The following is a 24,380-nucleotide window of genomic DNA, read 5'->3' as shown; positions in this document are numbered from 1 at the left end:
TTCAGAGAATTAATCTCCAAAGAAGGTCCATATCTTACTTACGCAACTCTTCCAAACGGGCGCGGACCGCGTCACGCTTGTCGAGGTAATCTTTTTCTTTTGCTTTTTCTTCGTCGATGACGTGAGCCGGTGCCTTGGCGATGAAGCCTTGGTTTCCGAGTTTCTTCTGCACGCGCTCCACTTCTTTCTCATACTTCGCCACTTCTTTTTCAAGACGGGCGATTTCTTCTTCGAAGTTGATCAAGTCTGCGAGCGGGATGAAGAGCTCCGCTCCTGTCATGATCGCTGACATCGACTTATCCGGAGCCGTGAGGCCACGTCCGATTTCAAGCTCTGTCGCGTTCGTGAACTTGCCGATCGTCATTTCGTTCGCGCTCAAGTAACCTTGTGTCGTATCGTCGCTCGTCGAGATGAAGAGCTGAATCGTTTTCGACATCGGTGCGTTCACTTCGGCACGGATGTTACGAACCGAACGGATGACGTTCATCACAGCTTCAAACGCTGGAACCGAATCCGCAAAGTGAAGGTCGTCACGACGTGTCGGGTAGCTTGCACGAACGATTGAATCGCCTTCGTGCGGCAAGTGCTGCCAGATTTCCTCTGTGAGGAACGGCATGAACGGGTGCATGAGACGCATGATCGAATCGAGCGTATGCGCGAGGACCGAACGTGTCGTGTGCTTCGCTGCTTCGTCCTCACCATAGAGCGTGAGTTTCGCCATCTCGATGTACCAGTTACAGAACTCTTCCCAGATGAAGTTGTACAGGTAACGACCGGCTTCACCAAACTCGTACTTGTCGACGAGGCGTGTCACTTGATCAATCGTGTCGTTCAAACGAGTCAAAATCCACTTGTCGGCAAGCGTCTTCTCGCCCGTGAGGTCGATGTCTTCCACTTTGAGTCCGTCCATGTTCATGAGGGCGAAACGGCTTGCGTTCCAAATCTTGTTCGAGAAGTTCCACGTCGACTCGATCTTCTCCCAATAGAAACGAAGGTCGTTCCCTGGTGTCGAACCTGTGAGGAGGAACCAGCGAAGTGAATCCGCTCCGTACTGGTCGATGACTTCCATCGGATCAACGCCGTTTCCGAGTGATTTCGACATTTTGCGCCCTTCCGAGTCACGGATGAGACCGTGGATGAGGACATCGTTGAACGGTTGCTTCCCTGTGAACTCGAGTGATTGGAAGATCATACGTGATACCCAGAAGAAGATGATGTCGTATCCCGTGACGAGTGCGCTCGTCGGGAAGTAACGGTTGAAGTCTGGTGCGTCCGTGTCCGGCCAGCCCATCGTTGAGAACGGCCAAAGTGCTGACGAGAACCATGTGTCGAGGACGTCTTCGTCTTGTGTCCAGTTCTCACTGTCCGCTGGCGCTTCTTTCCCTACATACACTTCGCCCGTTTCGTTATGGTACCAAGCCGGGATGCGGTGGCCCCACCAAAGTTGACGGCTGATACACCAGTCGCGGATGTTCTCCATCCAACGAAGGTACGTGCCTTCGAAGCGTTCTGGGACGAAGTTGACTTTCGTATCGTCGTTTCCTTGTGCTTCGAGTGCTGCTTTTGAGAGTGGCTCCATATCAACGAACCATTGTTTCGAAAGGTATGGCTCGATGACCGCGCCTGAACGCTCTGAGTGACCGACTGAGTGTGTGTGTGGCTCAATTTTCACGAGTGTACCGTCCGCCTCTAGGTCTTTGACGAGTTGCTTCCGGCATTCGAAGCGGTCAAGCCCTTCATAAATGCCTGCGTTCTCATTCATCTTCCCGCCTTCATCCATGACGAGGATGCGTGGAAGCTCGTGACGGTTTCCGATTTCAAAGTCGTTCGGGTCGTGGGCTGGTGTGATTTTCACGCAACCTGTACCGAACTCCATGTCGACGTAGTCGTCCGCAACGATCGGGATCTCACGGTTCATGACCGGAAGCATGATCGTCTTACCGATGAGGTGTGTGTAACGCTCATCTTTCGGGTTCACGGCAACCGCTGTATCCCCGAGCATCGTCTCAGGACGCGTCGTCGCGATCTCGATATGGCCTGAGCCGTCAGCGAGTGGATACTTCATGTGATAGAACGCACCCTCGACTTCTTGGTAAATAACCTCGATATCCGAAACGGCCGTCTTTTGAGCCGGGTCCCAGTTGACGATGTATTCGCCACGGTAGATCAAACCTTTTTCATAAAGACGGACGAATACTTCTTGAACGGCTTTTGAGAGCCCTTCGTCGAGTGTGAAACGTTCACGCGAGTAGTCGAGGCCGAGTCCAAGTTTTGACCATTGGTCGCGAATCGTCTTCGCGTACTCGTCTTTCCACTCCCACGTCTTCTCGAGGAACTTTTCACGTCCGAGGTCGTAACGCATGACGCCTTCTTCACGGAGCTTTTGCTCGACTTTCGCTTGTGTCGCGATCCCGGCATGGTCCATCCCTGGGAGCCAGAGCACGTCATAACCTTGCATACGCTTGAGGCGCGTCAACAAGTCTTGAAGCGTCGTGTCCCAAGCGTGACCGAGGTGAAGTTTCCCCGTAACGTTCGGTGGCGGGATGACGATCGTGTACGGTTGTTTCGAATCGTCCTCGTCTGCTTTAAATACATCGTTCTCTAACCAGTAATCGTACCATTTCGACTCCGTCGCACTTGGGTCGTACTTCGTCGGCATGGTGATTTCATTTGTCTCATGGGCCATGTGTAGCGCCTCCTCTATCTTATTGGTGAACACAAAAAACGGCTTCTCTCGTCCTATACGCTAAGGACGAAAGAAGCCGAACCTTCCGCGGTACCACCTTAGTTCGCCAACAAAGTGGCGCACTCAAAATCGAATAACGGTCGATGGACCGAACTTTCCTACTCCATTCAGAAAGTCAGCTCCGAGGCGACTTCCGCGTCCATCCCTCGCAACCTTTCACCAAGCGGTCACGTCTCTAAAAGGAATGAATGATGCGTACTACTCCTCATCAAAGCAATTCATCGTATCTGTTAAATAATTGTAGCGACAGAAACGTCAGCAGTCAAGATTAGAGTGAAAACTCTTCTTGAAGCTCCTTGAATGTCGCTTCGACCGCTGCGATCGTCTTCTCGATATCCTCATCCGTATGAGCAGTCGAGAGGAATAAGCCCTCGAACTGTGACGGTGGCAAGAATACGCCACGTGCTGCCATCTTCTGATAGTACGAGCGGAACATCTCAAGATTCGCCGATTTCGCTTTTTCGAAGTTCGTCACTTTCTCGTTCGTGAAGAAGAAACCAAACATCGAGCCGGCACGGTTCGTATCGTGCGGGATGTTGTATGTTTCACCAGCCTGCGTGAATCCTTCGGCGAGACGGTCTGCCTTACGCTCGAACTCGGCGTAATGCTCAGGTTTCAGTTGCGAGAGTGTCGTATAACCGGCAATCATCGCGAGTGGGTTACCCGAGAGCGTACCCGCTTGATAGATCGGACCTTGCGGTGCAATCTGTTCCATGATTTCACGTTTTCCGCCGTAAGCACCGACCGGAAGTCCGCCGCCGATGACCTTACCGAGACATGTGAGGTCCGGTGTGACGCCAAAGTAGCCTTGGGCACAATTATATCCGACTCGGAAGCCTGTCATGACCTCGTCAAAGATGAGGAGCGCGCCGTTTTGTTCCGTGATTTCACGGAGTCCTTCGAGGAACCCTGGTTGTGGTGGCACGAAGCCCATGTTCCCTGCTGCGGGTTCAACGATGACACCGGCGAGATCGTCACCGTACTTCTCAAAGACGACGCGGACTGCGTCCAAGTCATTGTAAGGAACGGTGAGTGTATGGCTTGCGAGTTCTTTCGGTACACCCGGTGAGTCCGGGAGACCAAGTGTCGCGACACCAGACCCTGCTTTAATGAGAAGTGAATCACCGTGTCCGTGGTAGCATCCTTCGAACTTCAAAATCTTTGTCTTTCCTGTATAGCCGCGTGCGAGACGAAGCGCCGCCATCGTCGCTTCCGTACCCGAGTTGACCATGCGGACCATCTCGATCGATGGGACGCGGTCGATGACGAGTTCTGCCATCTTCGTCTCAAGCTCGGTCGGCGTCCCGAACGTCCAGCCTTTTTCAGCTTGTTCTTGAATCGCTTTCGTGACGACCGGGTCACGGTGACCGAGGATGAGTGGCCCCCATGAGAGGACGTAATCGATATACTCGTTACCGTCGATGTCATAAACGCGTGAACCTTCACCGCGTTCAGCGAAAATCGGCGTCATGCCGACCGATTTGTAGGCACGGACCGGACTGTTGACACCGCCTGGCATGAGTGGACGGGCTTGTTCGAACGCTTCTTGTGAGCGCGTTTGGTTATATGTCATGCGTAGTCTCCTTCCAAATAGCGACAGACGTCTTTTGCGAAATACGTGACGATGAGGTCGGCACCGGCACGTTTGAATCCGACCATTGTCTCCATGACGATGCGTTCTTCGTCGACCCAGTCGTTCAGTGATGCAGCTTTAATCATCGCATACTCTCCACTCACGTTATACGCCACGATTGGCATATCGAGTGAGTCGCGCATGTCACGGATGATATCCATGAACGCGAGAGCCGGTTTGACGATCATGAAGTCGGCACCTTGCTCCACGTCCGATTGCGACTCGCGGAACGCCTCGCGACGGTTCGCCGGGTCCATCTGATAGCCTTTACGATCGCCTTCACCTGGAGCCGATTGGGCTGCGTCACGGAACGGTCCGTAATACGCAGACGCATATTTGACGCCATAGCTCATGATCGGGATATGGCTGAATCCGTTTTGGTCGAGACCTTCACGGATGGCTGCAACGAATCCGTCCATCATCGAACTTGGTGCGATGATATCGGCACCCGCCTGCGCTTGTGTGATTGCTGTCTGGACGTGAAGTGGAAGTGACGCGTCGTTATCGACGTCCCCGTCCTTCACGAGGCCACAGTGACCTGTCGACGTGTACTCACAGAGGCACGTATCGGCGATGACCGTGAGCTGTGGCGCCCACTCTTTCACTTTACGGATTGCTTCTTGGACGATGCCGTGGTCGTGATACGCTTCACTGCCTTCCGGGTCTTTATGTTCTGGTACACCGAACAAGAGCACGGATTGAAGACCGAGGTCGACGATTTCTTTAATTTCTTCTTCGAGTCGGTCAAGTGAATAATTGAAGACGCCAGGCATCGAGCTGACTTCACGTTTAATGTTAGTCCCTTCAATGATGAAGAGCGGGTAAATCAAATCTTCTTTTCGAACATGATTTTCACGTACGAGGGCACGCATCGACTTCGATGAGCGAAGACGACGGTGACGGTCAAACTGGTTCATGAAAAATCCTCCCCTACACACTGTATTAATGCATCCATAGTATAACATTCTGGCACTCGGACCGGTAATGTCGACACTTGTCGTACGGCACGCTCGGTCACTTCGCCAATGGCGTACCATGTCCCGTTAAAGTGGGACAGATGTGGCGTGAGCGCATCGACGGCCGACGGGCTCAAGACGAGCAGCGCCTTCACCGTCTCGAGTTGATGTTGTTGCACCGGTTTCAGTTGGACAGGGATTGTCTCGTAGACGACCCAGTCATATACATGAGGCAACATTGTCATATGGGACGTATTCGCCAAATTGCCGCGCGCGAACAAAACGATGTCATCCTTTGAGGCGACGTCACGCAACTGCTGAAAGAGTGCCTCACCGGTAAATGTTTCCGGCATGAGCGTGACAGTATAGCCTTCTGCTTCAAGTGCTCGTTTCGTCTTCTCTCCTACAGCGGCGACTTTCACGTCCCGCGTCAAATCTCGAAGTGCAGGTACCGCGTTTTGACTCGTGACGACGAGCCAGTCGAATCGTTCTAAGGGTGGTGGTACATGCGTTTCTCTCGTTTGAATAAGCGGGACATGATGAACGGAAAGACCGCTCGCCTCGAGCAGCGCCCGTTGCGAAGCGGTCATTCGTTTCGTTCCCGTGTACCAGAGGTCACTCATTGACCGAGGCGAGGATTTCGCGTCCGCCACGTTCAAGCAATTCTTCTGCGACGTCCATTCCGAGTGCAATCCCGTCCGTTGATGTTTTTGTCGTACGAAGCACTTCTTTTCCGTCCACTGATGCGATGAGACCTGTGAGCGTGACTTCGTCGCCATTGACTGTTGCAAAGCCACCGACCGGTACGTGACAACTTCCTTCAATCGCTTTCAAGAAAGTACGTTCCGCTGTCGCAGCTTTCGCTGTCACATCATCATGCAAGAGTTGAAGCACTGCCGTCACTTCTGCATCGTCCTTACGGCTCTCGATGGCAAGCACACCTTGTCCTACTGCAGGTACCATCAAATCTGGGTCGAGCGCTTCAAAGTCGACACGATCCATCCATCCCATCCGTTCAAGCCCTGCTTTCGCGAGCAGGATGGCGTTATAGTTCTCCGAATCCAATTTTTTCAGACGAGTATCGATGTTTCCTCGAATCCATTGAATTTCAAGGTCCGGACGTGCCGCCAAAATCTGTGCCCCACGACGGAGAGAGCTCGTTCCGACGATTGCTCCTTTCGGAAGTGTCTCGAACGTATAGCCATTCTCACAGATGAGAACGTCACGAGCGTCAACACGTTTCGGCATACAGCTGATATAGAGTTCTTCCGGAAGCTCAGCCGGAACATCTTTCATACTGTGTACGGCGAAATCGATGTCCCCATCAATCATCTGTTGTTGAATCTCTTTGACGAACAGACCTTTCCCACCGACTTTCGAAAGTTGGACGTCGACGATTTGGTCTCCTTTCGTCACAATTTCTTTAATTTCAAATTCGTTTTTTGCTCCAGCTTTCTTCAATTGCTCGATGACCCATTTCGTTTGGGTCATGGCGAGTTGGGAACGGCGTGAGCCGACAATAATTTTCCGCATGTTGAGTCTCTCCTTCATAGAAAAAGGCGACACATGTCGCCTTTTTGTCTTGTTAGCGCATCAATGCGCGAAGTGGTGCTTTGGCAGAAGTAGCATCTGTTTCTTCCACTTCTTCTATTGATTGCTTTGGTAACTCGACATCGAGGTCGAATGTTTCGACAAACTGGGCAATCCGAACGTTTGCATCCGGCTGAGCCGCAGCGTCTTTAATATAGTCGATCGGGTCACGAAGCATTTGGTTAATGATTGACTTCATATGCTTCCCGATGACTTTTTTGTCTCGCGCAGACAAGTGGTCGAGCTTACGCTCTAGACTTGTCATCGTGTCTTCTTGAATATCAAGGGCGCGGGCACGTAACTCGTTCATGATCGGCACGACTCCAAGTGTGACGAGCCATGTTTGGAACTCTTGAATCGCTTCATCAATTTTCATCTCAATTTTCTCAGCTTCGATGAGACGTGCCTCAAGATTTTTGTTGACGATTCCATTCAAATCATCGACATCAAACAAATGAACACCCGGAAGTGTCGCGACCGCTGGATCGATATCTCGCGGCACAGCGATGTCAATGAGAAGAAGTGGACGTTCACGGCGTAACAGTTGTGCCGCCGCCACATCGTCATATCCAATGACGGCATCTTTCGCTCCGGTCGAACTGATTAAAATATCGGCATCAAGTAATCCACACGCGATTTCACGAATGGAATGCGCACGACCTTTAAATTTGTCTGCGACGGCTTTCGCCTTACTCTCTGTTCGGTTGAAGACGGCGATTTGTTTGGCACCCGCTTCGAACAAGTTGAGTGTCGTGAGTTCACCCGTTTCTCCGGCTCCGACAACGACAACTTGCTTATCCTCGAGCTGTTGGTACATCTCTTGTGCGAGCGTCACGGCAGCTGAGCTGACCGATACAGACATTTCCCCAATTTGTGTGTCCGTATGGGCGCGCTTGGCGAGTGTGACCGCTTCTTTAAACAATTTGTTGAAGACGGTTCCCGTCGTTCCATACTCTTGGGCACGGAAGAAACTTGTCTTCACCTGACCTAAAATTTGTGTTTCCCCGATGATCATCGAGTCTAGGCCCGATGTGACACGGAACAGGTGACGAATCGCCTCTTCCCCTTCTCGAATCGACAAGTAAGGTGTGAACTGCTCCATCTCTAAATTGAACCAGTTCGCCAAGAAACGTTTCGTGTAATAACGTCCCGTATGGAGTTGATCTGTCACGACGTACAACTCCGTCCGGTTACACGTAGACAAAATAACTGACTCGAAAATGCTCTTCTCTTCGCGAAGTGCAATCATCGCATCCACGATTTCTTGCTCCCCAAACGAGAACTGCTCTCGAATCGCGACAGGGGCTGTCTTGTTATTTAGTCCAACGACGACAATATGCATGTATCTCTTCCCCTCATCTAAAATCCACCGACGGTTGTCTCTTCTTTTTCAATCTCTACGGTACATTATAGCAATTTTTATCTAGGAACTATAATCTTCTGTTTGATTTTCCTGAAATAAAATAAGAACTTTTTGTGACAAAAAGAAGTAGAAATGGAGAAACTCCATTTCTACACTCTTTCTTATGAATTTGGCGCGTTTGGCTCCGTAATTATCGTACTTTCCGTCTCTTCACTTTCTAAGTATTGTTCGCGTTCCCTCAATTTATAGATGCGAACGATATTCTGAACAACTGTTTTAGCAACCGCATAAAACGGTACAGCAATGAGCATCCCGATAATACCTGCCAAATTCCCGGCCACAAGCAAGACGATGATAATCGTCAGTGGGTGCACTTTCAAGGACTTCCCTTGAATGAGTGGCGAGATGACGTTTGACTCGATTTGCTGAACGATGATAATGACGACGATGACCCAAAGAACTTTAATCGGATCTTGAATGAACGCCACAATGACCGCCGGAACGGCACCTAAAAACGGTCCGAGATACGGGATGATGTTCGTCACCATCATGAAAAGTGCAAGTAAGATGGCGTAATCTACGTCGATAATCAAAAGACCGATGAACGAGGTGATCCCGACGAAGAACGCGACGAGTAATTGTGCATTCACATAGTTTCGGACCGTTTCGTGCATATCGTGCAAGATATGGCGTGTTTCTTTTTCATAATTCGACGGGAGCAGTTTGACAATCGCATCGGGCAGACGTTTACCGTCAAGCAACATATAGAGAAGCATGAACGGGATGACGACGATTGTGATGACGGCTGACGTCACAAACCCAACCACTTGACCGAGTGACGATGCGATATTTCCGAACAAATCTCCTAAGTACGAGGTAATGTTTGTCGTCAGGTTGCGGAACACCTCATCGTTTTGCGCCATGAAGCGCGATAAGAATTCGTTTTGCATCAATGTATCACGAACAGCGAAAGCCTGTTGCTGAAGTTCTTTTGCGATGCTTGGCATTGCATTGACTAAAGATGTGATCTGTTCCCCTAATACAGGACCTAAACTACTAAAGACGATCGTAAAGATGAGGACGAGACCGATCAATGTAATCGCGACCGCTAATGGTCGTTTTCCTTTTAAACGCTTCTCTAAAAAATCGACGATGCCGACCAAGAAATAAAAGAAGAGTCCTGCCACAATGAGCGGTACGGTAACTAGTGCCAAAATAACTTGGACCGGCTCAAACACAAATGAAATCTGTGTTCCGACCCAAATAACTAAAAAGATGGTCAGCGTCCAAAAGAGGGCGCGGTACCATTTGCTTTCAAACATGCGTTGCATCTCTCCACCTCATTTGCAATTATGACTATGTACTAACTATGATTATACGATAATTACCCGCTTGGGGGATTAGAAAAACAAAAAGACGAAGGAATCCCTTCGCCCTTTCTCTTATTCACCATCTGTGATGAGTGCATAAATCGCTTTCCACGCCTCGTCTTTCCCTTCCGCCGTTTCAGCTGAAAAGGCGACAAAACGATCTGATGGGTCAAATTGAAGCTTGCGTTTCACTGCCGCTTCGTGTTTTTGACGTTGACCCTTCTTGATTTTATCAAGCTTCGTCGCAACGACGATGACCGGAATCTCATAGTGTTTCAAGAAGTTGTACATCGTCACATCATCACCGGTCGGCTCATGACGGATATCGACGAGTAGGACAACGCCACGAAGCGCCTCTTGGCTCGTCAAATATTGTTCCATCATAACGCCCCACTTCTCTCGCTCCGTCTTTGATACTTTCGCGTATCCGTAACCTGGAACGTCAACGAACATGATTTCATCATTGATGTTGAAGAAGTTGAGTGTTTGTGTCTTTCCTGGTTTCGAAGACGTGCGCGCAAGCGCCTTTCGTTGACAAATCTTATTGATGAACGACGACTTCCCGACGTTCGACCGGCCGGCAAGTGCCACTTCCGGCAATTCATGGACCGGATAATGGTCTGGCGCGACGGCACTCGTCACAAACTCTGCTTTGTTGATTTTCATTTAATTTCCTCCAAATGCTACATCTAGTACTTCATCGAGTGTCGTCACTGGAACGAACGTCAATTTCTCACGTACCGTCTCTTGAATGTCATCGATGTCTCGCTCATTATCTTTCGGAATGACGATTGTCGTCAATCCGGCCCGATGAGCGGCGAGCGCTTTTTCTTTTAACCCACCAATCGGCAAGACGCGTCCACGGAGCGTGATTTCGCCTGTCATACCGACGTCGCGATGAACTTTTTTACCGGTCAGTGCGGAAATCAGTGCCGTCGCGATTGTAATCCCGGCCGACGGTCCATCTTTCGGCACGGCGCCTTCAGGGACGTGAATGTGGATATCTTGTCGCTCATAGAACGTCGGATCAATCTCGAACCGTTCTGCATTTGCACGGACATAGCTATACGCTGTCTGCGCTGACTCCTGCATGACGTCGCCGAGTTTACCGGTCAACTGGAGCTTACCTTTCCCTGGGGCGAGCGCCACTTCGATGGTGAGCGTGTCTCCACCGAAGGCAGTATACGCAAGACCCGTCACTGCACCAATCGAATCCTCTGTCTCACCTTTTCCGTAACGATACTTCGGTTTTCCGAGATACGTGATGATTGCTTTTTTCGAAATCGTGACGCGTTTTTTCTCACCGATAGCGATTTGTTTCGCCGCTTTTCGGCAGAGTGATCCGATGACGCGTTCCAAGTTACGCACACCAGCTTCACGTGTGTAGCGGCGCACGGCCTCATAAAGCGCATCTTCTTTGATGGTCAGTTGACTTTTCTTCAACCCATGTTCTTTCAGCTGTTTCGGCACGAGATGGCGTTTCGCAATTTCCACTTTTTCGTGCTCTGTGTAGCCTCCGATTTGGATGAGCTCCATCCGGTCAAGGAGCGGTGCCGGAATTTGTGAAACATCATTCGCCGTCGCGATGAAAAGGACGTTCGATAAGTCAAACGGTTCTTCGATATAATGGTCCGAGAACGAGACGTTCTGTTCCGGGTCGAGCACTTCGAGCATCGCTGACGCCGGGTCGCCTCTAAAGTCAGAAGCCATCTTGTCGATCTCATCAAGCAAGAAGACCGGGTTCTTACTTTCCGCTTGCTTTAACCCACGAATGACCCGCCCTGGCATCGCGCCGATATACGTACGACGATGTCCTCGAATTTCCGCTTCATCGCGTACTCCACCAAGGGAGACGCGAACGAAGTGACGTTCAAGAGCTGATGCAATCGAGCGGGCAAGCGACGTCTTCCCGACTCCCGGAGGCCCCGCGAGACAGAGGATTGGTCCTCGGAGCGAATTCGTCAATTGTCGGACGGCCAAGTACTCGAGGATTCGGTCTTTTACCGACTCCAAGCCATAATGGTCGTCATCGAGAACATCCGCCGCGTGTTTCACGTCAAGCTTATCTTCCGTCTCAATGCCCCACGGTAGTGACACGAACCAGTCGAGATAGTTACGAATGACCGCGTACTCTGGAGATGTTTGCGGTACGACGTTCAATCGTTCCGCTTCACGCATGACATTCTTCCGTGTCGTTTCTGGCAAGTCGAGCGCCTCTAACTTCTCCCGAAGCCGATTCGGCTCAGACTCTTGCGTTTGGTCGCCGAGCTCTTGTTGAATCGTCTTCATTTGTTCTCGTAAGTAATATTCGCGCTGCGCCTGCTCAATCGACTTCTTCGTCCGCTCACGCATCTCTTGCTCAAGTTCGATCACTTCGACTTCATGGGCAATGATTTCAAGTAGTTCGAGTCCGCGCTTGACCGCATCCGCTTCTTCGAGCATCGCCTGGCGAAGTTCGACATCGACATCGAGTTTTGACGTGATATAGTCCGTGAGTGATTCGAGCCGTTCATACATTTCAAAGCGACGACGCTCATCGGGTGACATTCCTTTAATGTTCGCAACTAGTTTTCCGAACTGTTCTTTTAGCAGACGGACAAGTGCCGTTCGTTCGACCTCTTCCCCTTCTGTAAGTTCAACAGGTTCAATGTTGGCAAACCAACCTTCATCCGTCGATTCGATTGAATCGACGCGAACGCGCTCTTTCCCGACGATGCGCACCCGAAGTGTCTCATTCGACAATTCGCTCATCTTCGCGATATGGACACGCGTTCCAATTGCATATAGGTCCTCCGGTTCTGGGGACTCGTTCCCTGTTTCTTTTTGGGTAACGACAATTAAATCTGTCTCATGCTCCTTTGCGGCAAGGAGCGCCCGAAGCGATAACGGGCGTCCGACATCAATGGTCACACCGATGAGCGGATATACGACGACTCCTCGCAAAGGAAGGATTGGTAATTTTTCCATCTACTACGCCTCCTGTGCAAAAAGGCCCAAAACTCGGATATGCCGAGTGTTTGAGCCTTCTTTCTTAAAAGAATTATGCTGTCTCTTTGTTATCCCCTGTCTGTTCGACAGTACCATCACGAAGGACGTATTTCGGACCGGCAAGACCCGTAATCGTTTCATCCGTGATGACGACTTTCTCGATATCGTCACGCGATGGGACGGTAAACATCACATCGAGCATCATTTCTTCGATAATCGAGCGGAGACCGCGAGCACCAGTCTTACGTTTGATCGCAAGTTTGGCAATCTCGATCAACGCCTCTTCTGTGAACGAAAGTTCGACATCGTCAAGTTCTAGCATCTTCACGTACTGACGAACGAGTGCATTTTTCGGTTTCGTCAAGATTTCGACGAGTGCTTCCTCATCGAGTGTCGTGAGCGTAGCCATAACTGGCAGACGACCGATGAACTCTGGAATCAAACCGAATTTTTGAAGGTCTTCAGGGAGTGCGCGGGCGAGCAAGTCTTCTTGCGTCAACTCGCGGTTTTCTTGATCATTCCCAAACCCGATCACTTTTTTCCCGACGCGTCGTTTAACGACCGATTCAATACCGGCGAATGCACCGCCGACGATGAAGAGAATATTCGTTGTATCGATTTGGATGAATTCTTGATGCGGATGCTTACGTCCACCTTGTGGCGGAACGCTTGCTGTCGTACCTTCAAGAATTTTAAGAAGTGCTTGCTGAACCCCTTCTCCGGATACGTCACGCGTAATCGATGGGTTTTCAGACTTACGGGCAATCTTATCAATCTCATCGATATAGATGATTCCTTTTTCGGCTTTCTCGACATCATAGTCAGCTGCTTGAATCAACTTGAGCAAGATGTTCTCGACGTCTTCACCGACGTAACCCGCTTCTGTCAAACTCGTCGCATCCGCGATTGCGAACGGGACGTTCAAGATGCGTGCCATCGTTTGGGCGAGGAGCGTCTTCCCGCTACCTGTTGGTCCAATCATGACGATGTTCGACTTCGCAAGTTCGACGTCATCTGCACGTCCACCTGCATTGATGCGTTTATAGTGGTTATAGACAGCGACGGCGAGTGAACGTTTCGCACGATCTTGTCCAATGACATATTCATCTAGCACATTGCGGATTTCTTGTGGTTTCGGAATGTCTTTGAATTCGACTTCTTCCTCGACACCGAGCTCTTCCTCAACGATTTCATTGCAAAGTTCGATACATTCATCGCAAATGTATACGCCAGGACCGGCGACTAGTTTACGGACTTGTTCTTGCGATTTCCCGCAAAACGAGCACTTGAGTTGCCCCTTTTCCTCGTTAAATTTAAACATTCGATACACCCCTTCTGTGGTGAAAATGGATGTAAGTGCGATAAATCGCGATTTGTATTTTCTGGTGCGATGCACCGCGAAAAGACATTTTACATCTCTGCGTTGAAATAATTGTAGCATGAACATATTCCGACTTCAAAGAATTACACATGCAATGTGTTGTGACAGAAAAAAGGACGACCGCTAGGCAGTCGTCCCTTCGAATATCAACTTACTTTGCTTTACCGTTTTCAACGAGGATGTCAATCGCTTTACGGAATTTGAGGTCACCTTTAAGTGTCTCAAGACCGCCTTGTGGAGCGAGCATCGTACGGAGTTGGTCTGGTGCGATGTTGTAAAGTTTAGACATTTCTTCAAGTTCTTTCTCAGCATCTTCGTCAGATACTTCGATTTCTTCTTTGTCAGCAATTGCTTTCAAGACGAGACGAGCTTTAACACGCTCTTCAGCTTGCTCTTTCATCTCTTCACGCATTGCTTCTTCAGAAGTACCAGTGAGTTCGAAGTACATGTTAAGGTCGATTCCTTGTGAAGATACACGTGAACCGAACTCTTGTACCATGCGGTCTACTTCTTGGTCAACGAGAACTTGTGGTACGTCGATTGTCGCGTTCGCAGTTGCCTGCTCAACGAGTTGATCGCGCATCGTACCTTCAGCTTCTTGTTTCTTGCCAGCTTCTAAACGCTCACGAATGCTTGCTTTCAACTCGTCGAGTGTAGAAACAGACTCGTCGATGTCTTTTGCAAACTCGTCGTCGAGTTCAGGAACTTGTTTTGCTTTTACTTCATGAAGTTTGACTTTGAATGTCGCTGGTTTACCCGCTAAGTTTTCAGCGTGGTACTCTTCAGGGAATGTTACTTCAACGTCTTTTTCTTCACCAGCAGTCAAGCCGATCATTTGCTCTTCGAATCCTGGGATGAATTGACCAGAACCGATTTCGAGTGTGTAGTTCTCAGCTGTGCCGCCTTCGAACTGCTCACCGTCAGCGAAACCTGCGAAATCAAAGACAGCTGTATCGCCGTTTTCGATTGCACCTTCTTTAACAGCGAGTTCTGCGCCTTGCTGTTGAAGTGATTCAAGTTCTGCTGTCACTTCGTCTTCTGTTACTTCTGTAGCAACAGCTTCGTACTCAAGACCTTTGTATTCGCCAAGCTCAGCTTCTGGCTCAACCACGAATGTCACTTTGAACGCGACTGGTTTGCCTTTCTCGAGCGTGCCGTCTACATCGATGTTTTCGAGCGCGATTGGTTCGAAACCAGCTTCTTCAACCGCACCTTGGATTGTATCGCGGTAGAGAATGTCGAGTGCATCTTGATAGAGTGCTTCTTCTCCATACATTTTGTTGAACATTGGGCGTGGCAATTTACCTTTACGGAAGCCAGGCACGTTCAAGTCTTTGACGACTGTTTTAAATGCGGCGTCAACTGCTTTATCAAAAGCTTCTGCAGGAGCTTCGTACGTGAGTACGCCTTGGCTACCTGATGTTTTTTCCCATTTTGCTGTCATGCTAAGTCCCTCCAACAATTCGTTTATACCGTACAAAAATGTACAACAATCCGTATTATAGCATAAATCCTCTATGTGCACACAAGGATTTAGTCTAATAACGCCTGTGTGAAGCGCAGATCCGCCTCTAAAATCGCAGCTGCCAAACCATCGACCGCCTTGTCATGCAAAATCGCTTGTTTCGCTTGTGCGAGTGACTCTTCGATATCCTCTGTTGGAACCGGCACATACGGATAATGCGTGTACATGTAATTCATCAACAACTGGGTTCCGATCTCATCACCTTCCACTGATTTTTGAAGTGACAATACAGTCTTCTCCCACTTCTCAATGTGCGCCGTCGCCTCTACTTGCGACATCTCGTTCATCGATTCTCCATCCGTCCATTTGATGTTCGCAAGCTCGGTAAACGCTTTTTCTAATACAATCAGTTTGATGAGCTTTGGTCGCTCCGACTCGAGCAATTCGTGAAGCACATTGTCGAGCACCGAATCGATATTAAAATGGACATGTTGTAACGCTTCAATTTGCTCCCCTGTACTCCCTCGCGTCAACGTCCGTTTCAACTTGGCAATCGCCGCCGGAAACTCAGTCATCTTTAAAACTTGAAGTACCTGATGCGCCTGTGTGTTGACCGTATCTTTATCTTTTTGCCATTCAAGATACTGGTTAATCCAATGCGCCGCTTCAAACGGTTGGTCACGCATAATGTAATACTGCGCAATCTGAAGCCCACCAGAGGCCGGTTCCTCTGCTTCCGTCATCTGAATCGCGACAAGTTCCTGTAGTTTTTCGAGTGTTTCCGGATCATCCGGTCGTTCCATCGCACATTGGAAGATTTCCATGAAAATAAATGGGTCACCCGGAATCACCTGATACCAATCCCATAAAATCGGTTCGATCCGCTGTCGTTCCCCAGAAGCATCCGCCTCTTGAATCATCTTATGCAGACGCGACCAATTCCCAGGGAACGGATAGTCTTGGTCCTTTTCCTTCTCCATCTTCCCTCACCCTCTCTTCCATACTCTTTCATCTTCCTTTAGGACGCAATTCCTTGTCAATCGATTTCCCGGAAAATGAAAAAAGAGATGATCTCCGTAGAGACCATCTCTATTTTAAATGGAAGCGTCCCAAGAGGGATTCGAACCCCCGACCGACGGCTTAGCTTACCACCATGACTTTCGTCACCAACATTGCGTTGTTTGTAGTCTGGACTATATCTTCACCATTTCAGGTGCGACACGTGTAGTCTCTACGGAACCTCACGAGCATGATGCCCCTCCATTGATTCTACCTCTACGTTCGTAGTCATTCGAATCAACTCGACCCGATTATACGGGAATGAGTTTCCTCGGTATTACCATCAGCATCATCTGTTAAGGCTTCACCGATATAGTGTCGTCCACTTTATAGGTTTCTGTTTCCCTATAAAGGCTCCTATTTGTCTTGAAGGCCGTTGCTCTATCCTGCTGAGCTATTGGGACATTGACATGAAAACTATAATAGAAAAATGGTTTCCTGTCAATCGATTTCCTATATGAAACTCATAGTTTTCCTACGATGTCTAAATCTTCGACGTGCGAACCGTCCTCCGAGCGATAGAAACGCACTGCAGCTTCCCCTTTTTCTAGGTCAAGTAACGCATACGTTTTGTCCGTTCTTCCTCGCGGCATTCGTATCGAACCCGGGTTGATGTAGATGACACCATCCTCGATCAAAGCACCCGCCACATGCGAGTGACCGAACAAGACGACGTTCGCGCCGACTTCTTCAGCCCGATATCGCAAACGATTCAAATCGAATTTGACGTCGTGATGGTGCCCATGGACGATCAGAATCGTACCGGCATCTGTCGTCTCGATTCGCTCGAGTGGAAGGTCTCCCCCAAAATCACAATTCCCACGGACTGTCCGATACGGTAACAAATGTTCATCGACCAAAGCGAGTTGTGAGTCCCCACAATGAAACGCATCATCGATTTCTGCTTCATGTCGTTCAAAAATCGTTGTCAGTTCTTCGGTCAGACCATGACTATCACTCACTATTAGAAAACGCATAAGCTTCATCCTTTCATGAATGGTGTGATTTCTGCCTCCAACTTCCGTAGTGCTTGTCCACGATGGCTGACAACCGCCTTCTCTTCGCGTTCAAGTTCTGCCGCTGTCTTATGGAGCGATGGGACGATAAAGAGCGGGTCGTATCCGAAACCATTCTCGCCTCGTGGCGAGTAGCCGATTGTCCCTTCAATCGTTCCGCGAACGGTCAACGTTTCTCCAGTCGGTTTCGCCAGACAGAGCGCACAAACAAAACGGGCCGTACGATTCGTTTCCCCGTTCAATTTTTCAAGAAGAAGGGCATTGTTCGCCTCATCCGACTTTTCTGGGCCGGCGAAGCGGGCCGAGTACACACCTGGCGCCCCGTCGAGCGCATCGACTTCAAGACCTGAGTCGTCCGCGAGTACGGCGTGTCCGAAATAAGTAGCCGCCTCTGTCGCTTTTAATGCAGCATTTTCTTCGAATGTCGTACCAGTCTCATCAGTTTCCGGTGCATTCGGATAGTCGAGTAATGACTCGACCTCGAACCCGAGCGGGGTCAACATCCCTTCGAGTTCCTTCACTTTTCCCGGATTGTGTGTCGCAATAATCAACTTCATAAAGTCTCCTCCGAACGTTCTCCGACGTACCACCACGAAGCACCGAGTGCTTCTTCAGCCGCCTTGAATAATGATTCGATTCCTCGCTCGGCGAGACCGAGCATCTCGCTCATCTCTTGAAGCGTAAACGTCGCCTCTTCTCCAGTACCCTGTACTTCGACGAAACGACCACTCGCTGTCATGACGACGTTCATATCAACCTCTGCCGCAGCGTCTTCCAAATAATTTAAATCGAGCACGAGTTCGTCTGTCCGTCCGACAGAGATTGCGGCTACACCTTCTTTAATTGGTGTGTCCTCGAGTTTCCCTTGACGTATCAACCGATCGACAGCCAAGACGAGCGCACAGAATCCACCAGTGATGGATGCCGTACGTGTACCGCCATCTGCTTGAATGACATCGCAGTCAATCCAGATTGTTCGTTCTCCAAGCCGTTCTAAATCAACGACCGACCGAAGTGAACGAGCAATCAAACGTTGAATCTCCATCGTTCGTCCCGACTGTTTCCCGCGTACCGATTCCCGGACTGTCCGGTCCCCGGTTGCTCGTGGTAGCATCGCGTACTCGGCATTGATCCAACCTTGTCGCTTCCCACGTAGGAAGTTTGGGACACGTTCTTCGACAGTCGCTGTACAAATCACTTTCGTATCGCCAATTGAAATAAGGACAGACCCTTCCGCATGTTTATTTACATGAGGCACGATTTCAACCGTGCGCAGTTCGTCGTATCGTCTAGTGTCACGCAATGCCCGTCACCTCCACTTTCTCCGCATGGACCGGACGTCCGAGCCATTCGCTCGCAAGTCGGTCAAACAGTTCAATGTCGCCGGTCGCATAAAAAGCATGCGTCGGGACTGTATCTAATCCATTCTCGAGTTCTTGATAATCAAGGATTGCCGCAACCTCAAGCGCCGTCTCGTCACCAGATGAGATGAGGTGGACGTCCGGTCCGACCACATCTTGAATGACTGGGGCAAGGAGTGGGTAATGCGTGCAACCGAGGATGAGCGTGTCCATCTCGGATGTTTGGAGTGGACGTAGTGTCTCTTCCACTACTTGATAGACACGGTCCCCACACACTTCCCCTGCCTCTACGAGCGGAACAAACGGCGGACAGGCGAGCGAATATACGTCTACCTCACCAGCGACGTGACGGAGCGCCTTCTCATACGAGCCGCTCTCGATCGTCATCTTCGTACCGATGACACCGATATGTTTGTTGCGCGTCCCTTTGACGGCCGCACGGGCACCCGGATCGATGACTCCAATGACCGGGATATCGAGACGTTTCCTCGCCTCTTTCAAAACGACGGCCGTCGCCGTGTTACAGGCGATGACAATCATTTTGACATCTCTCTTTAATAAAAACTCAATGAGTTCCCATGTGTATGCTTCAATCTCATCGTGCGGACGCGGCCCGTACGGACAGCGTTCCGTATCCCCGATATAGATGATTTCCTCTTTAGGGAGTTGACGCATCAATTCTTTGACTACTGTCAATCCGCCGACTCCTGAATCGAGGACTCCAATCGCTCGTTTCATTTGTATCACTTCCATTCTCACCTATCTTATCAAAAAACATCGGACGGAAAAAGAAACGTTCCCATGACAAAAAAAGACGAGGTCGCCAATGGCGCCTCGTCCCTTACCCAAATTACTGAGCAAGACCTTCGCTAGTGAGCATGTCAGAAAGCGTTTTGATCGCTTCTCCTGCATCTTCACCTTCAGCAGTGATCTTGATTGTAGAATCTTTTGCGATTCCGAGTGAAAGTACACCCATGATCGATTTCAAGTTAACTGTTTTGCCATTGTACTCGAGGTTGATGTCTGATTGGAACTTAGATGCTGTGTTAACAAGCTGAGTAGCTGGACGAGCGTGAATTCCTGAATCAGCAACGACTGTGAACGTTTTTTCCATGAAATGATGGTCTCCCTTCAAAATTCAATTCCACAGGCGAACCGGCAGAATATTTTTTGTTTGTGAACTCATTATCAAATGATAGCGGATTCGCAAAAATTCTGCAAGCGATTTTTATATTCCGGAGCCCATTCCATAGGACGACCTTCTTTCGACAAATGAACAAGGCTTGTCCGTCCTGCGAATAAAAGTCGGTCTCCGTCATACGCCCCGTAATGAATATCACATGAAGTATTTCCGACCGTCAAGATATTGGCATGCACGGTCAGCTGTTGACGTGGCATGACTTGTCGAACATAGTCACATTGCGCATCGGCGACGACGACAAATCCATCCTTCAAGGAGAAACCTGTCGCCTCTAACAACTCGATTCTCGCATCTTCAAAATAGATGAACGGAATTGTGTTATTCATGTGACCATATGGATCGCATTCAGAAAATCGAACTTTCACATCGAGCGCGATCCCTGCTTTGACACTTGTTTCCCAACCCGGCTCTCGAAAGTACTTGGTCATCGGCTCGCTTATGCCTCGACCGCAGAACCGGTGCGACCTTTGTCACTACCGAAGAACTGTTTGAACGAGTGAAGCGTCGTTTGACGGTTCATCGAAGCGATCGACGTCGTGAGCGGGATGCCTTTTGGACAAACTTCGACACAGTTTTGTGCGTTTCCGCACTGCATGATGCCTCCGTCTTCCATGAGTGCCTCGAGGCGATCTTCCGCGTGGAAGGCACCTGTTGGGTGTGAGTTGAAGAGTCGAACTTGCGAAATAGCCGCTGGACCGATGAAGTCCGATTTGTCGTTCACGTTCGGACACGCTTCAAGACAAACCCCACAAGTCATACATTTCGATAGTTCATACGCCCATTGGCGTTTGTTCTCCGGCATACGCGGTCCTGGACCGAGGTCGTATGTGCCATCGATTGGGACCCATGCCTTCACTTTTTTCAACGCGTCGAACATACGTTGACGGTCGACTTGAAGGTCACGGATGACCGGGAACGTCTTCATCGGTGCAAGACGAATCGGTTGCTCAAGTTTATCGACAAGTGCTGTACACGATTGGCGTGGCTTCCCGTTGATGATCATCGAACAGGCACCACACACTTCCTCGAGACAGTTCATATCCCAGTTGATCGGTGTCGTCTTGTCCCCGTTCGCGTTGACCGGGTTACGGCGGATTTCCATCAATGCCGAGATGACGTTCATGTTCGGACGGTACGGAACCGTGAATTCTTCAGTATACGTCGCTTGGTCCGGTCCATCTTGGCGTTCGATGATGAAACGGATGTCTTTTTGTTCAGATTGCATTGGCGTCGTCATTTCGTCTTCGCCCCTTTCTTCGAGTAATCCCGCTTACGTGGCGGGATTAACGAAACGTCGATTTCTTCATAAGAGATATCGACTTCCCCATCTTTGTAACGTGCCATCGTCGTCTTCATGAACTGCTCATCATTACGTTCCGGGAATTCCGGCTTGTAATGAGCACCACGACTCTCGTCTCGCTTGAGGGCGCCGAGTGTGATGACGCGTGCGAGGTCGAGCATGTGGTCGAGTTGTCGAATGAACGATGCCCCTTGGTTGCTCCAACGTGCCGTATCCGTAGCCGAGATGTTATGGAAACGTTCACGCAATTCTTGGATTTTCTTGTCGGTCGCTTCAAGCTTGTCATTGTAGCGAACGACCGTGACGTTGTCCGTCATGAGTTCACCGAGTTCACGGTGGATTTGATACGCATTCTCTGTACCATCCATCGCGAGGATCTCATTGAAGCGCTCGATTTCTTCACGTTCGTTGAAGTTAAAGAGTGCGTCCGATACGCTTTCTGTCGCTTGATCGAGACCACGCATATAGTTGACCGCCGCAGGACCGGCCTCCATTCCACCATGAACGGCTGAAAGAAGAGAGTTTGCGCCGAGACGGTTCGCTCCGTGCATCGAATAGTCACATTCACCGGCTGCGAAGAGTCCTGGTATATTTGTCATTTGGTCGTAGTCGACCCATAGTCCGCCCATTGAGTAGTGAACGGCAGGGAAAATCTTCATCGGTACTTTACGTGGGTCATCTCCTACGAACTTCTCGTAAATCTCGAGAATCCCACCAAGTTTGATATCGAGCTCTTTCGAGTCTTTATGAGACAAGTCGAGGTAAACCATGTTCTCGCCGTTGACTCCAAGTTTTTGATTGACACAAACGTCGAAGATTTCACGCGTCGCGATGTCACGCGGTACGAGGTTTCCGTAAGCGGGATATTTCTCTTCGAGGAAGTACCATGGCTTCCCGTCTTTGTATGTCCAGACACGTCCACCTTCCCCACGAGCCGATTCACTCATGAGACGAAGCTTGTCATCACCAGGAATCGCTGTCGGGTGAATTTGAATAAACTCCCCGTTCGCATAGACCGCGCCTTGGCGGTAAACCGCTGCCGCTGCTTGTCCTGTGTTGATGACCGAGTTTGTCGACTTCCCGAAGATGACCCCTGGACCACCTGTCGCCAAGATGACCGCGTCTGATGGGAACGCTTTAATTTCCATCGAGCGCAAATCCTGACAGACCGCACCGCGGCAGATTCCTTCTTCATCCACGATTGCACGAAGGAATTCCCAACCTTCATATTTCTCGACAAGACCTTGTGCCTCGTATCGGCGAACCTGCTCATCAAGCGCGTAGAGAAGTTGTTGCCCTGTTGTTGCTCCTGCATAGGCCGTACGGTGGTGAAGTGTTCCTCCGAAACGTCGGAAGTCTAAGAGCCCCTCAGGCGTACGGTTGAACATAACACCCATCCGGTCGAACATGTGAATGATTTTCGGAGCATTGTCCGCCATCTTTTGAACTGGCGGTTGGTTGGCGAGGAAGTCGCCTCCGTAAACCGTGTCGTCAAAATGTTGCCAAGGAGAATCGCCTTCTCCTTTCGTATTGACGGCTCCGTTGATGCCACCTTGGGCACAGACTGAATGTGAACGCTTGACCGGTACAAGCGAGAATAGTTTTACCGGAACACCCATCTCTGCCGACTTGATTGTCGCCATGAGTCCAGCTAGACCGCCTCCGATGACGATCAAACTTTGATTTGCCATGTAAAATTCCCCCTAATTACAAGATGCCTGCAAACGTCAAAATTGAACGGATGCCGACAAAAGATAGTGCCAAGAACACGACACCTGATACGTAGCTCATGAGACGTTGCGAACGAGGTGACTGTGTGATTCCCCATGTGATCGAGAACGACCAAAGACCGTTTGCGAAGTGGAACGTAGCCGAAAGGATTCCGACTATGTAAAAAATGAGCATGAGCGGGTTGTCGACGATGTTTTGCATCATCTCCGCATTGACTTCAACGCCACGTAACTTCGCAAGGCGCGTTTCCCAAACGTGCCATGAGATGAAGATCACGAGGAAGACTCCTGTGAAGCGTTGTAAGATGTACATCCAGTTGCGTGCGTATGAATAGCGGTTCGAGTTGATCGATCCAAGAAACGCATAGTACACGCCGTACACTCCATGGAAAATCATCGGCAATGCGATAATCGTCACTTCAAGGAAGTACAGATACGGTAAGTTCTCCATAAATTTTGCTGCTTTGTTGAATGACTCCACTCCATCGACGATGTAGTAGTTGACCGACAAGTGAACGATCAAAAACAAACCGATTGGAATGACCCCAAGTAGCGAATGGACTTTACGACTAAAATAGTCACGATGCGCTGCCATTCTAGTTCCCCCTTTTCACGAGCATTGGCTCGTTTTGTCAATAAAAGCGTTTTCAAATGCAGATATAGCTTTCTGTCTTTTATTCTACTCTTGTGAAATTTGTATGACAAGACAACCTAGCCGATTTGTGCCACATTCTTTTCAAAAATTCAGGATGACCAAATTCCGATTGGTCGTTATAATAATATAGAGAGATTGGAGTGATGGGATATAATGGAAACGATGAGCCAACCGATTTTCGCGATTGAACTTCTTCGCGACTATGTGTTGACGGACTTGCTAGGTGAAGATTACGCCCAAGTCATCTATTGGTCAGGGAAACGGGTCGCCCGTAAATTCCCGACGATGTCTGACGATGAACTGATTGCTTTCTTCGCAGAGGCAGGTTGGGGCGAGTTAACACTCAAGAAGGAACGAGGGAGTAAATTCACATATGAATTGACCCCACCACCTGCGACTCAAGCTAAAGCGACAGGCTACTATCAACTAGAAGCCGGATTTTTAGCCGAACAGATTGCAGGTCGTTTCCAGTGTGTTGCAGAAGGCTACGCCGATCCCGCTCGAAAAGCCGTCCAAATCACCGTCCAACTAGACCGGAAAGACGATTACAAATAAGAGTCGGTGCC

The 24,380-nt window shown here is 49.6% G+C and carries 22 protein-coding genes and 1 other annotated feature; of the genes, 1 reads left to right on the top strand and 21 read right to left on the bottom strand.

Annotation, left to right across the window (positions count from 1 at the left end; translation table 11 throughout):
• Window positions 1–34: 34 nt before the first annotated feature.
• The 21 genes from KNO95_RS01065 to KNO95_RS00965 all read right to left on the bottom strand — a co-directional run bounded on the left by KNO95_RS01065 (window position 35) and on the right by KNO95_RS00965 (window position 23,754).
• Window positions 35–2,686: a valine--tRNA ligase gene (locus KNO95_RS01065; protein ID WP_026826508.1), complete on the bottom strand. Its 2,652-nt coding sequence runs from the start codon at window positions 2,684–2,686 to the stop codon at window positions 35–37.
• Between the two features lie 59 nt (window positions 2,687–2,745).
• Window positions 2,746–2,967, bottom strand: a binding site (T-box leader).
• A gap of 47 nt (window positions 2,968–3,014) precedes the next feature.
• The gene (hemL, locus tag KNO95_RS01060) at window positions 3,015–4,319 is read right to left on the bottom strand and encodes a glutamate-1-semialdehyde 2,1-aminomutase (protein ID WP_026826509.1); all 1,305 of its coding nucleotides are present in this window, start codon (window positions 4,317–4,319) and stop codon (window positions 3,015–3,017) included.
• On the bottom strand, window positions 4,316–5,296 hold the full coding sequence (hemB, locus tag KNO95_RS01055; protein WP_015881120.1) for a porphobilinogen synthase: 981 nt from the start codon (window positions 5,294–5,296) through the stop codon (window positions 4,316–4,318). The genes hemL and hemB overlap by 4 nt, the downstream gene beginning before the upstream one ends.
• Complete coding sequence (locus tag KNO95_RS01050; RefSeq protein ID WP_214702459.1) at window positions 5,293–5,925, bottom strand: uroporphyrinogen-III synthase; 633 nt, start codon at window positions 5,923–5,925, stop codon at window positions 5,293–5,295. Before KNO95_RS01050 ends, hemB begins: the two co-directional genes overlap by 4 nt.
• A 25-nt stretch (window positions 5,926–5,950) precedes the next feature.
• Window positions 5,951–6,868 carry a hydroxymethylbilane synthase gene (gene hemC, locus KNO95_RS01045; RefSeq protein ID WP_214878177.1) on the bottom strand — a complete coding sequence of 306 codons (918 nt, stop codon included), beginning with the start codon at window positions 6,866–6,868 and terminating at the stop codon, window positions 5,951–5,953.
• A 52-nt stretch (window positions 6,869–6,920) separates the two neighbouring features.
• The gene (gene hemA, locus KNO95_RS01040; RefSeq protein WP_026826512.1) at window positions 6,921–8,267 is read right to left on the bottom strand and encodes a glutamyl-tRNA reductase; all 1,347 of its coding nucleotides are present in this window, start codon (window positions 8,265–8,267) and stop codon (window positions 6,921–6,923) included.
• Between the two features lie 182 nt (window positions 8,268–8,449).
• The gene (locus KNO95_RS01035) at window positions 8,450–9,619 is read right to left on the bottom strand and encodes an AI-2E family transporter (RefSeq protein ID WP_214702463.1); all 1,170 of its coding nucleotides are present in this window, start codon (window positions 9,617–9,619) and stop codon (window positions 8,450–8,452) included.
• A 111-nt stretch (window positions 9,620–9,730) separates the two neighbouring features.
• The gene (yihA, locus tag KNO95_RS01030; RefSeq protein ID WP_214700635.1) at window positions 9,731–10,324 is read right to left on the bottom strand and encodes a ribosome biogenesis GTP-binding protein YihA/YsxC; all 594 of its coding nucleotides are present in this window, start codon (window positions 10,322–10,324) and stop codon (window positions 9,731–9,733) included.
• A complete protein-coding gene (gene lon / locus KNO95_RS01025) occupies window positions 10,325–12,625 on the bottom strand; it encodes an endopeptidase La (protein ID WP_214700633.1) in 2,301 nt (766 codons plus the stop codon). It abuts the gene before it with no gap.
• Between the two features lie 73 nt (window positions 12,626–12,698).
• Entirely contained in the window at window positions 12,699–13,967 is a 1,269-nt protein-coding gene (clpX, locus tag KNO95_RS01020; RefSeq protein WP_214878175.1) for an ATP-dependent protease ATP-binding subunit ClpX, read from the bottom strand.
• Window positions 13,968–14,178: 211 nt separating this feature from the next.
• Window positions 14,179–15,471: a trigger factor gene (gene tig / locus KNO95_RS01015; RefSeq protein ID WP_214878174.1), complete on the bottom strand. Its 1,293-nt coding sequence runs from the start codon at window positions 15,469–15,471 to the stop codon at window positions 14,179–14,181.
• Between the two features lie 89 nt (window positions 15,472–15,560).
• Entirely contained in the window at window positions 15,561–16,472 is a 912-nt protein-coding gene (locus KNO95_RS01010) for a hypothetical protein (protein WP_026826518.1), read from the bottom strand.
• Window positions 16,473–17,015: 543 nt separating this feature from the next.
• Entirely contained in the window at window positions 17,016–17,528 is a 513-nt protein-coding gene (locus KNO95_RS01005; protein WP_214702472.1) for a metallophosphoesterase family protein, read from the bottom strand.
• A gap of 5 nt (window positions 17,529–17,533) precedes the next feature.
• Window positions 17,534–18,124 (bottom strand): XTP/dITP diphosphatase, encoded by a 591-nt coding sequence (locus KNO95_RS01000; RefSeq protein WP_026826520.1) that lies wholly within the window; start codon window positions 18,122–18,124, stop codon window positions 17,534–17,536.
• Entirely contained in the window at window positions 18,121–18,870 is a 750-nt protein-coding gene (rph, locus tag KNO95_RS00995; protein WP_214702473.1) for a ribonuclease PH, read from the bottom strand. The genes KNO95_RS01000 and rph overlap by 4 nt, the downstream gene beginning before the upstream one ends.
• The gene (gene racE, locus KNO95_RS00990) at window positions 18,863–19,666 is read right to left on the bottom strand and encodes a glutamate racemase (RefSeq protein WP_251129215.1); all 804 of its coding nucleotides are present in this window, start codon (window positions 19,664–19,666) and stop codon (window positions 18,863–18,865) included. Before racE ends, rph begins: the two co-directional genes overlap by 8 nt.
• A 112-nt stretch (window positions 19,667–19,778) precedes the next feature.
• On the bottom strand, window positions 19,779–20,042 hold the full coding sequence (locus tag KNO95_RS00985) for a phosphocarrier protein HPr (RefSeq protein WP_026826523.1): 264 nt from the start codon (window positions 20,040–20,042) through the stop codon (window positions 19,779–19,781).
• Window positions 20,043–20,116: 74 nt separating this feature from the next.
• Window positions 20,117–20,557, bottom strand: coding sequence for an acyl-CoA thioesterase (locus tag KNO95_RS00980; protein WP_214700626.1), 441 nt, complete (start codon window positions 20,555–20,557; stop codon window positions 20,117–20,119).
• 8 nt (window positions 20,558–20,565) lie between these two features.
• Window positions 20,566–21,354: a succinate dehydrogenase iron-sulfur subunit gene (sdhB, locus tag KNO95_RS00975; protein WP_193343274.1), complete on the bottom strand. Its 789-nt coding sequence runs from the start codon at window positions 21,352–21,354 to the stop codon at window positions 20,566–20,568.
• A gap of 8 nt (window positions 21,355–21,362) precedes the next feature.
• Window positions 21,363–23,120, bottom strand: a complete 1,758-nt coding sequence (gene sdhA / locus KNO95_RS00970; RefSeq protein WP_026826525.1) for a succinate dehydrogenase flavoprotein subunit — start codon at window positions 23,118–23,120, stop codon at window positions 21,363–21,365.
• A 16-nt stretch (window positions 23,121–23,136) separates the two neighbouring features.
• Window positions 23,137–23,754: a succinate dehydrogenase cytochrome b558 subunit gene (locus KNO95_RS00965; protein ID WP_026826526.1), complete on the bottom strand. Its 618-nt coding sequence runs from the start codon at window positions 23,752–23,754 to the stop codon at window positions 23,137–23,139.
• Window positions 23,755–23,967: 213 nt separating this feature from the next.
• Here KNO95_RS00965 and KNO95_RS00960 point away from each other — a divergent pair, with 213 nt between their 5' ends.
• Window positions 23,968–24,369 carry a YslB family protein gene (locus KNO95_RS00960; protein ID WP_214700624.1) on the top strand — a complete coding sequence of 134 codons (402 nt, stop codon included), beginning with the start codon at window positions 23,968–23,970 and terminating at the stop codon, window positions 24,367–24,369.
• Window positions 24,370–24,380 lie beyond the last annotated feature (11 nt).

This window comes from Exiguobacterium sp. ERU653 (genome assembly GCF_018617775.1).
GTDB lineage: Bacteria > Bacillota > Bacilli > Exiguobacteriales > Exiguobacteriaceae > Exiguobacterium > Exiguobacterium marinum.
Note: the sequence above shows the minus strand (reverse complement) of the source record. Positions and strands in the feature narration are given on the sequence as shown.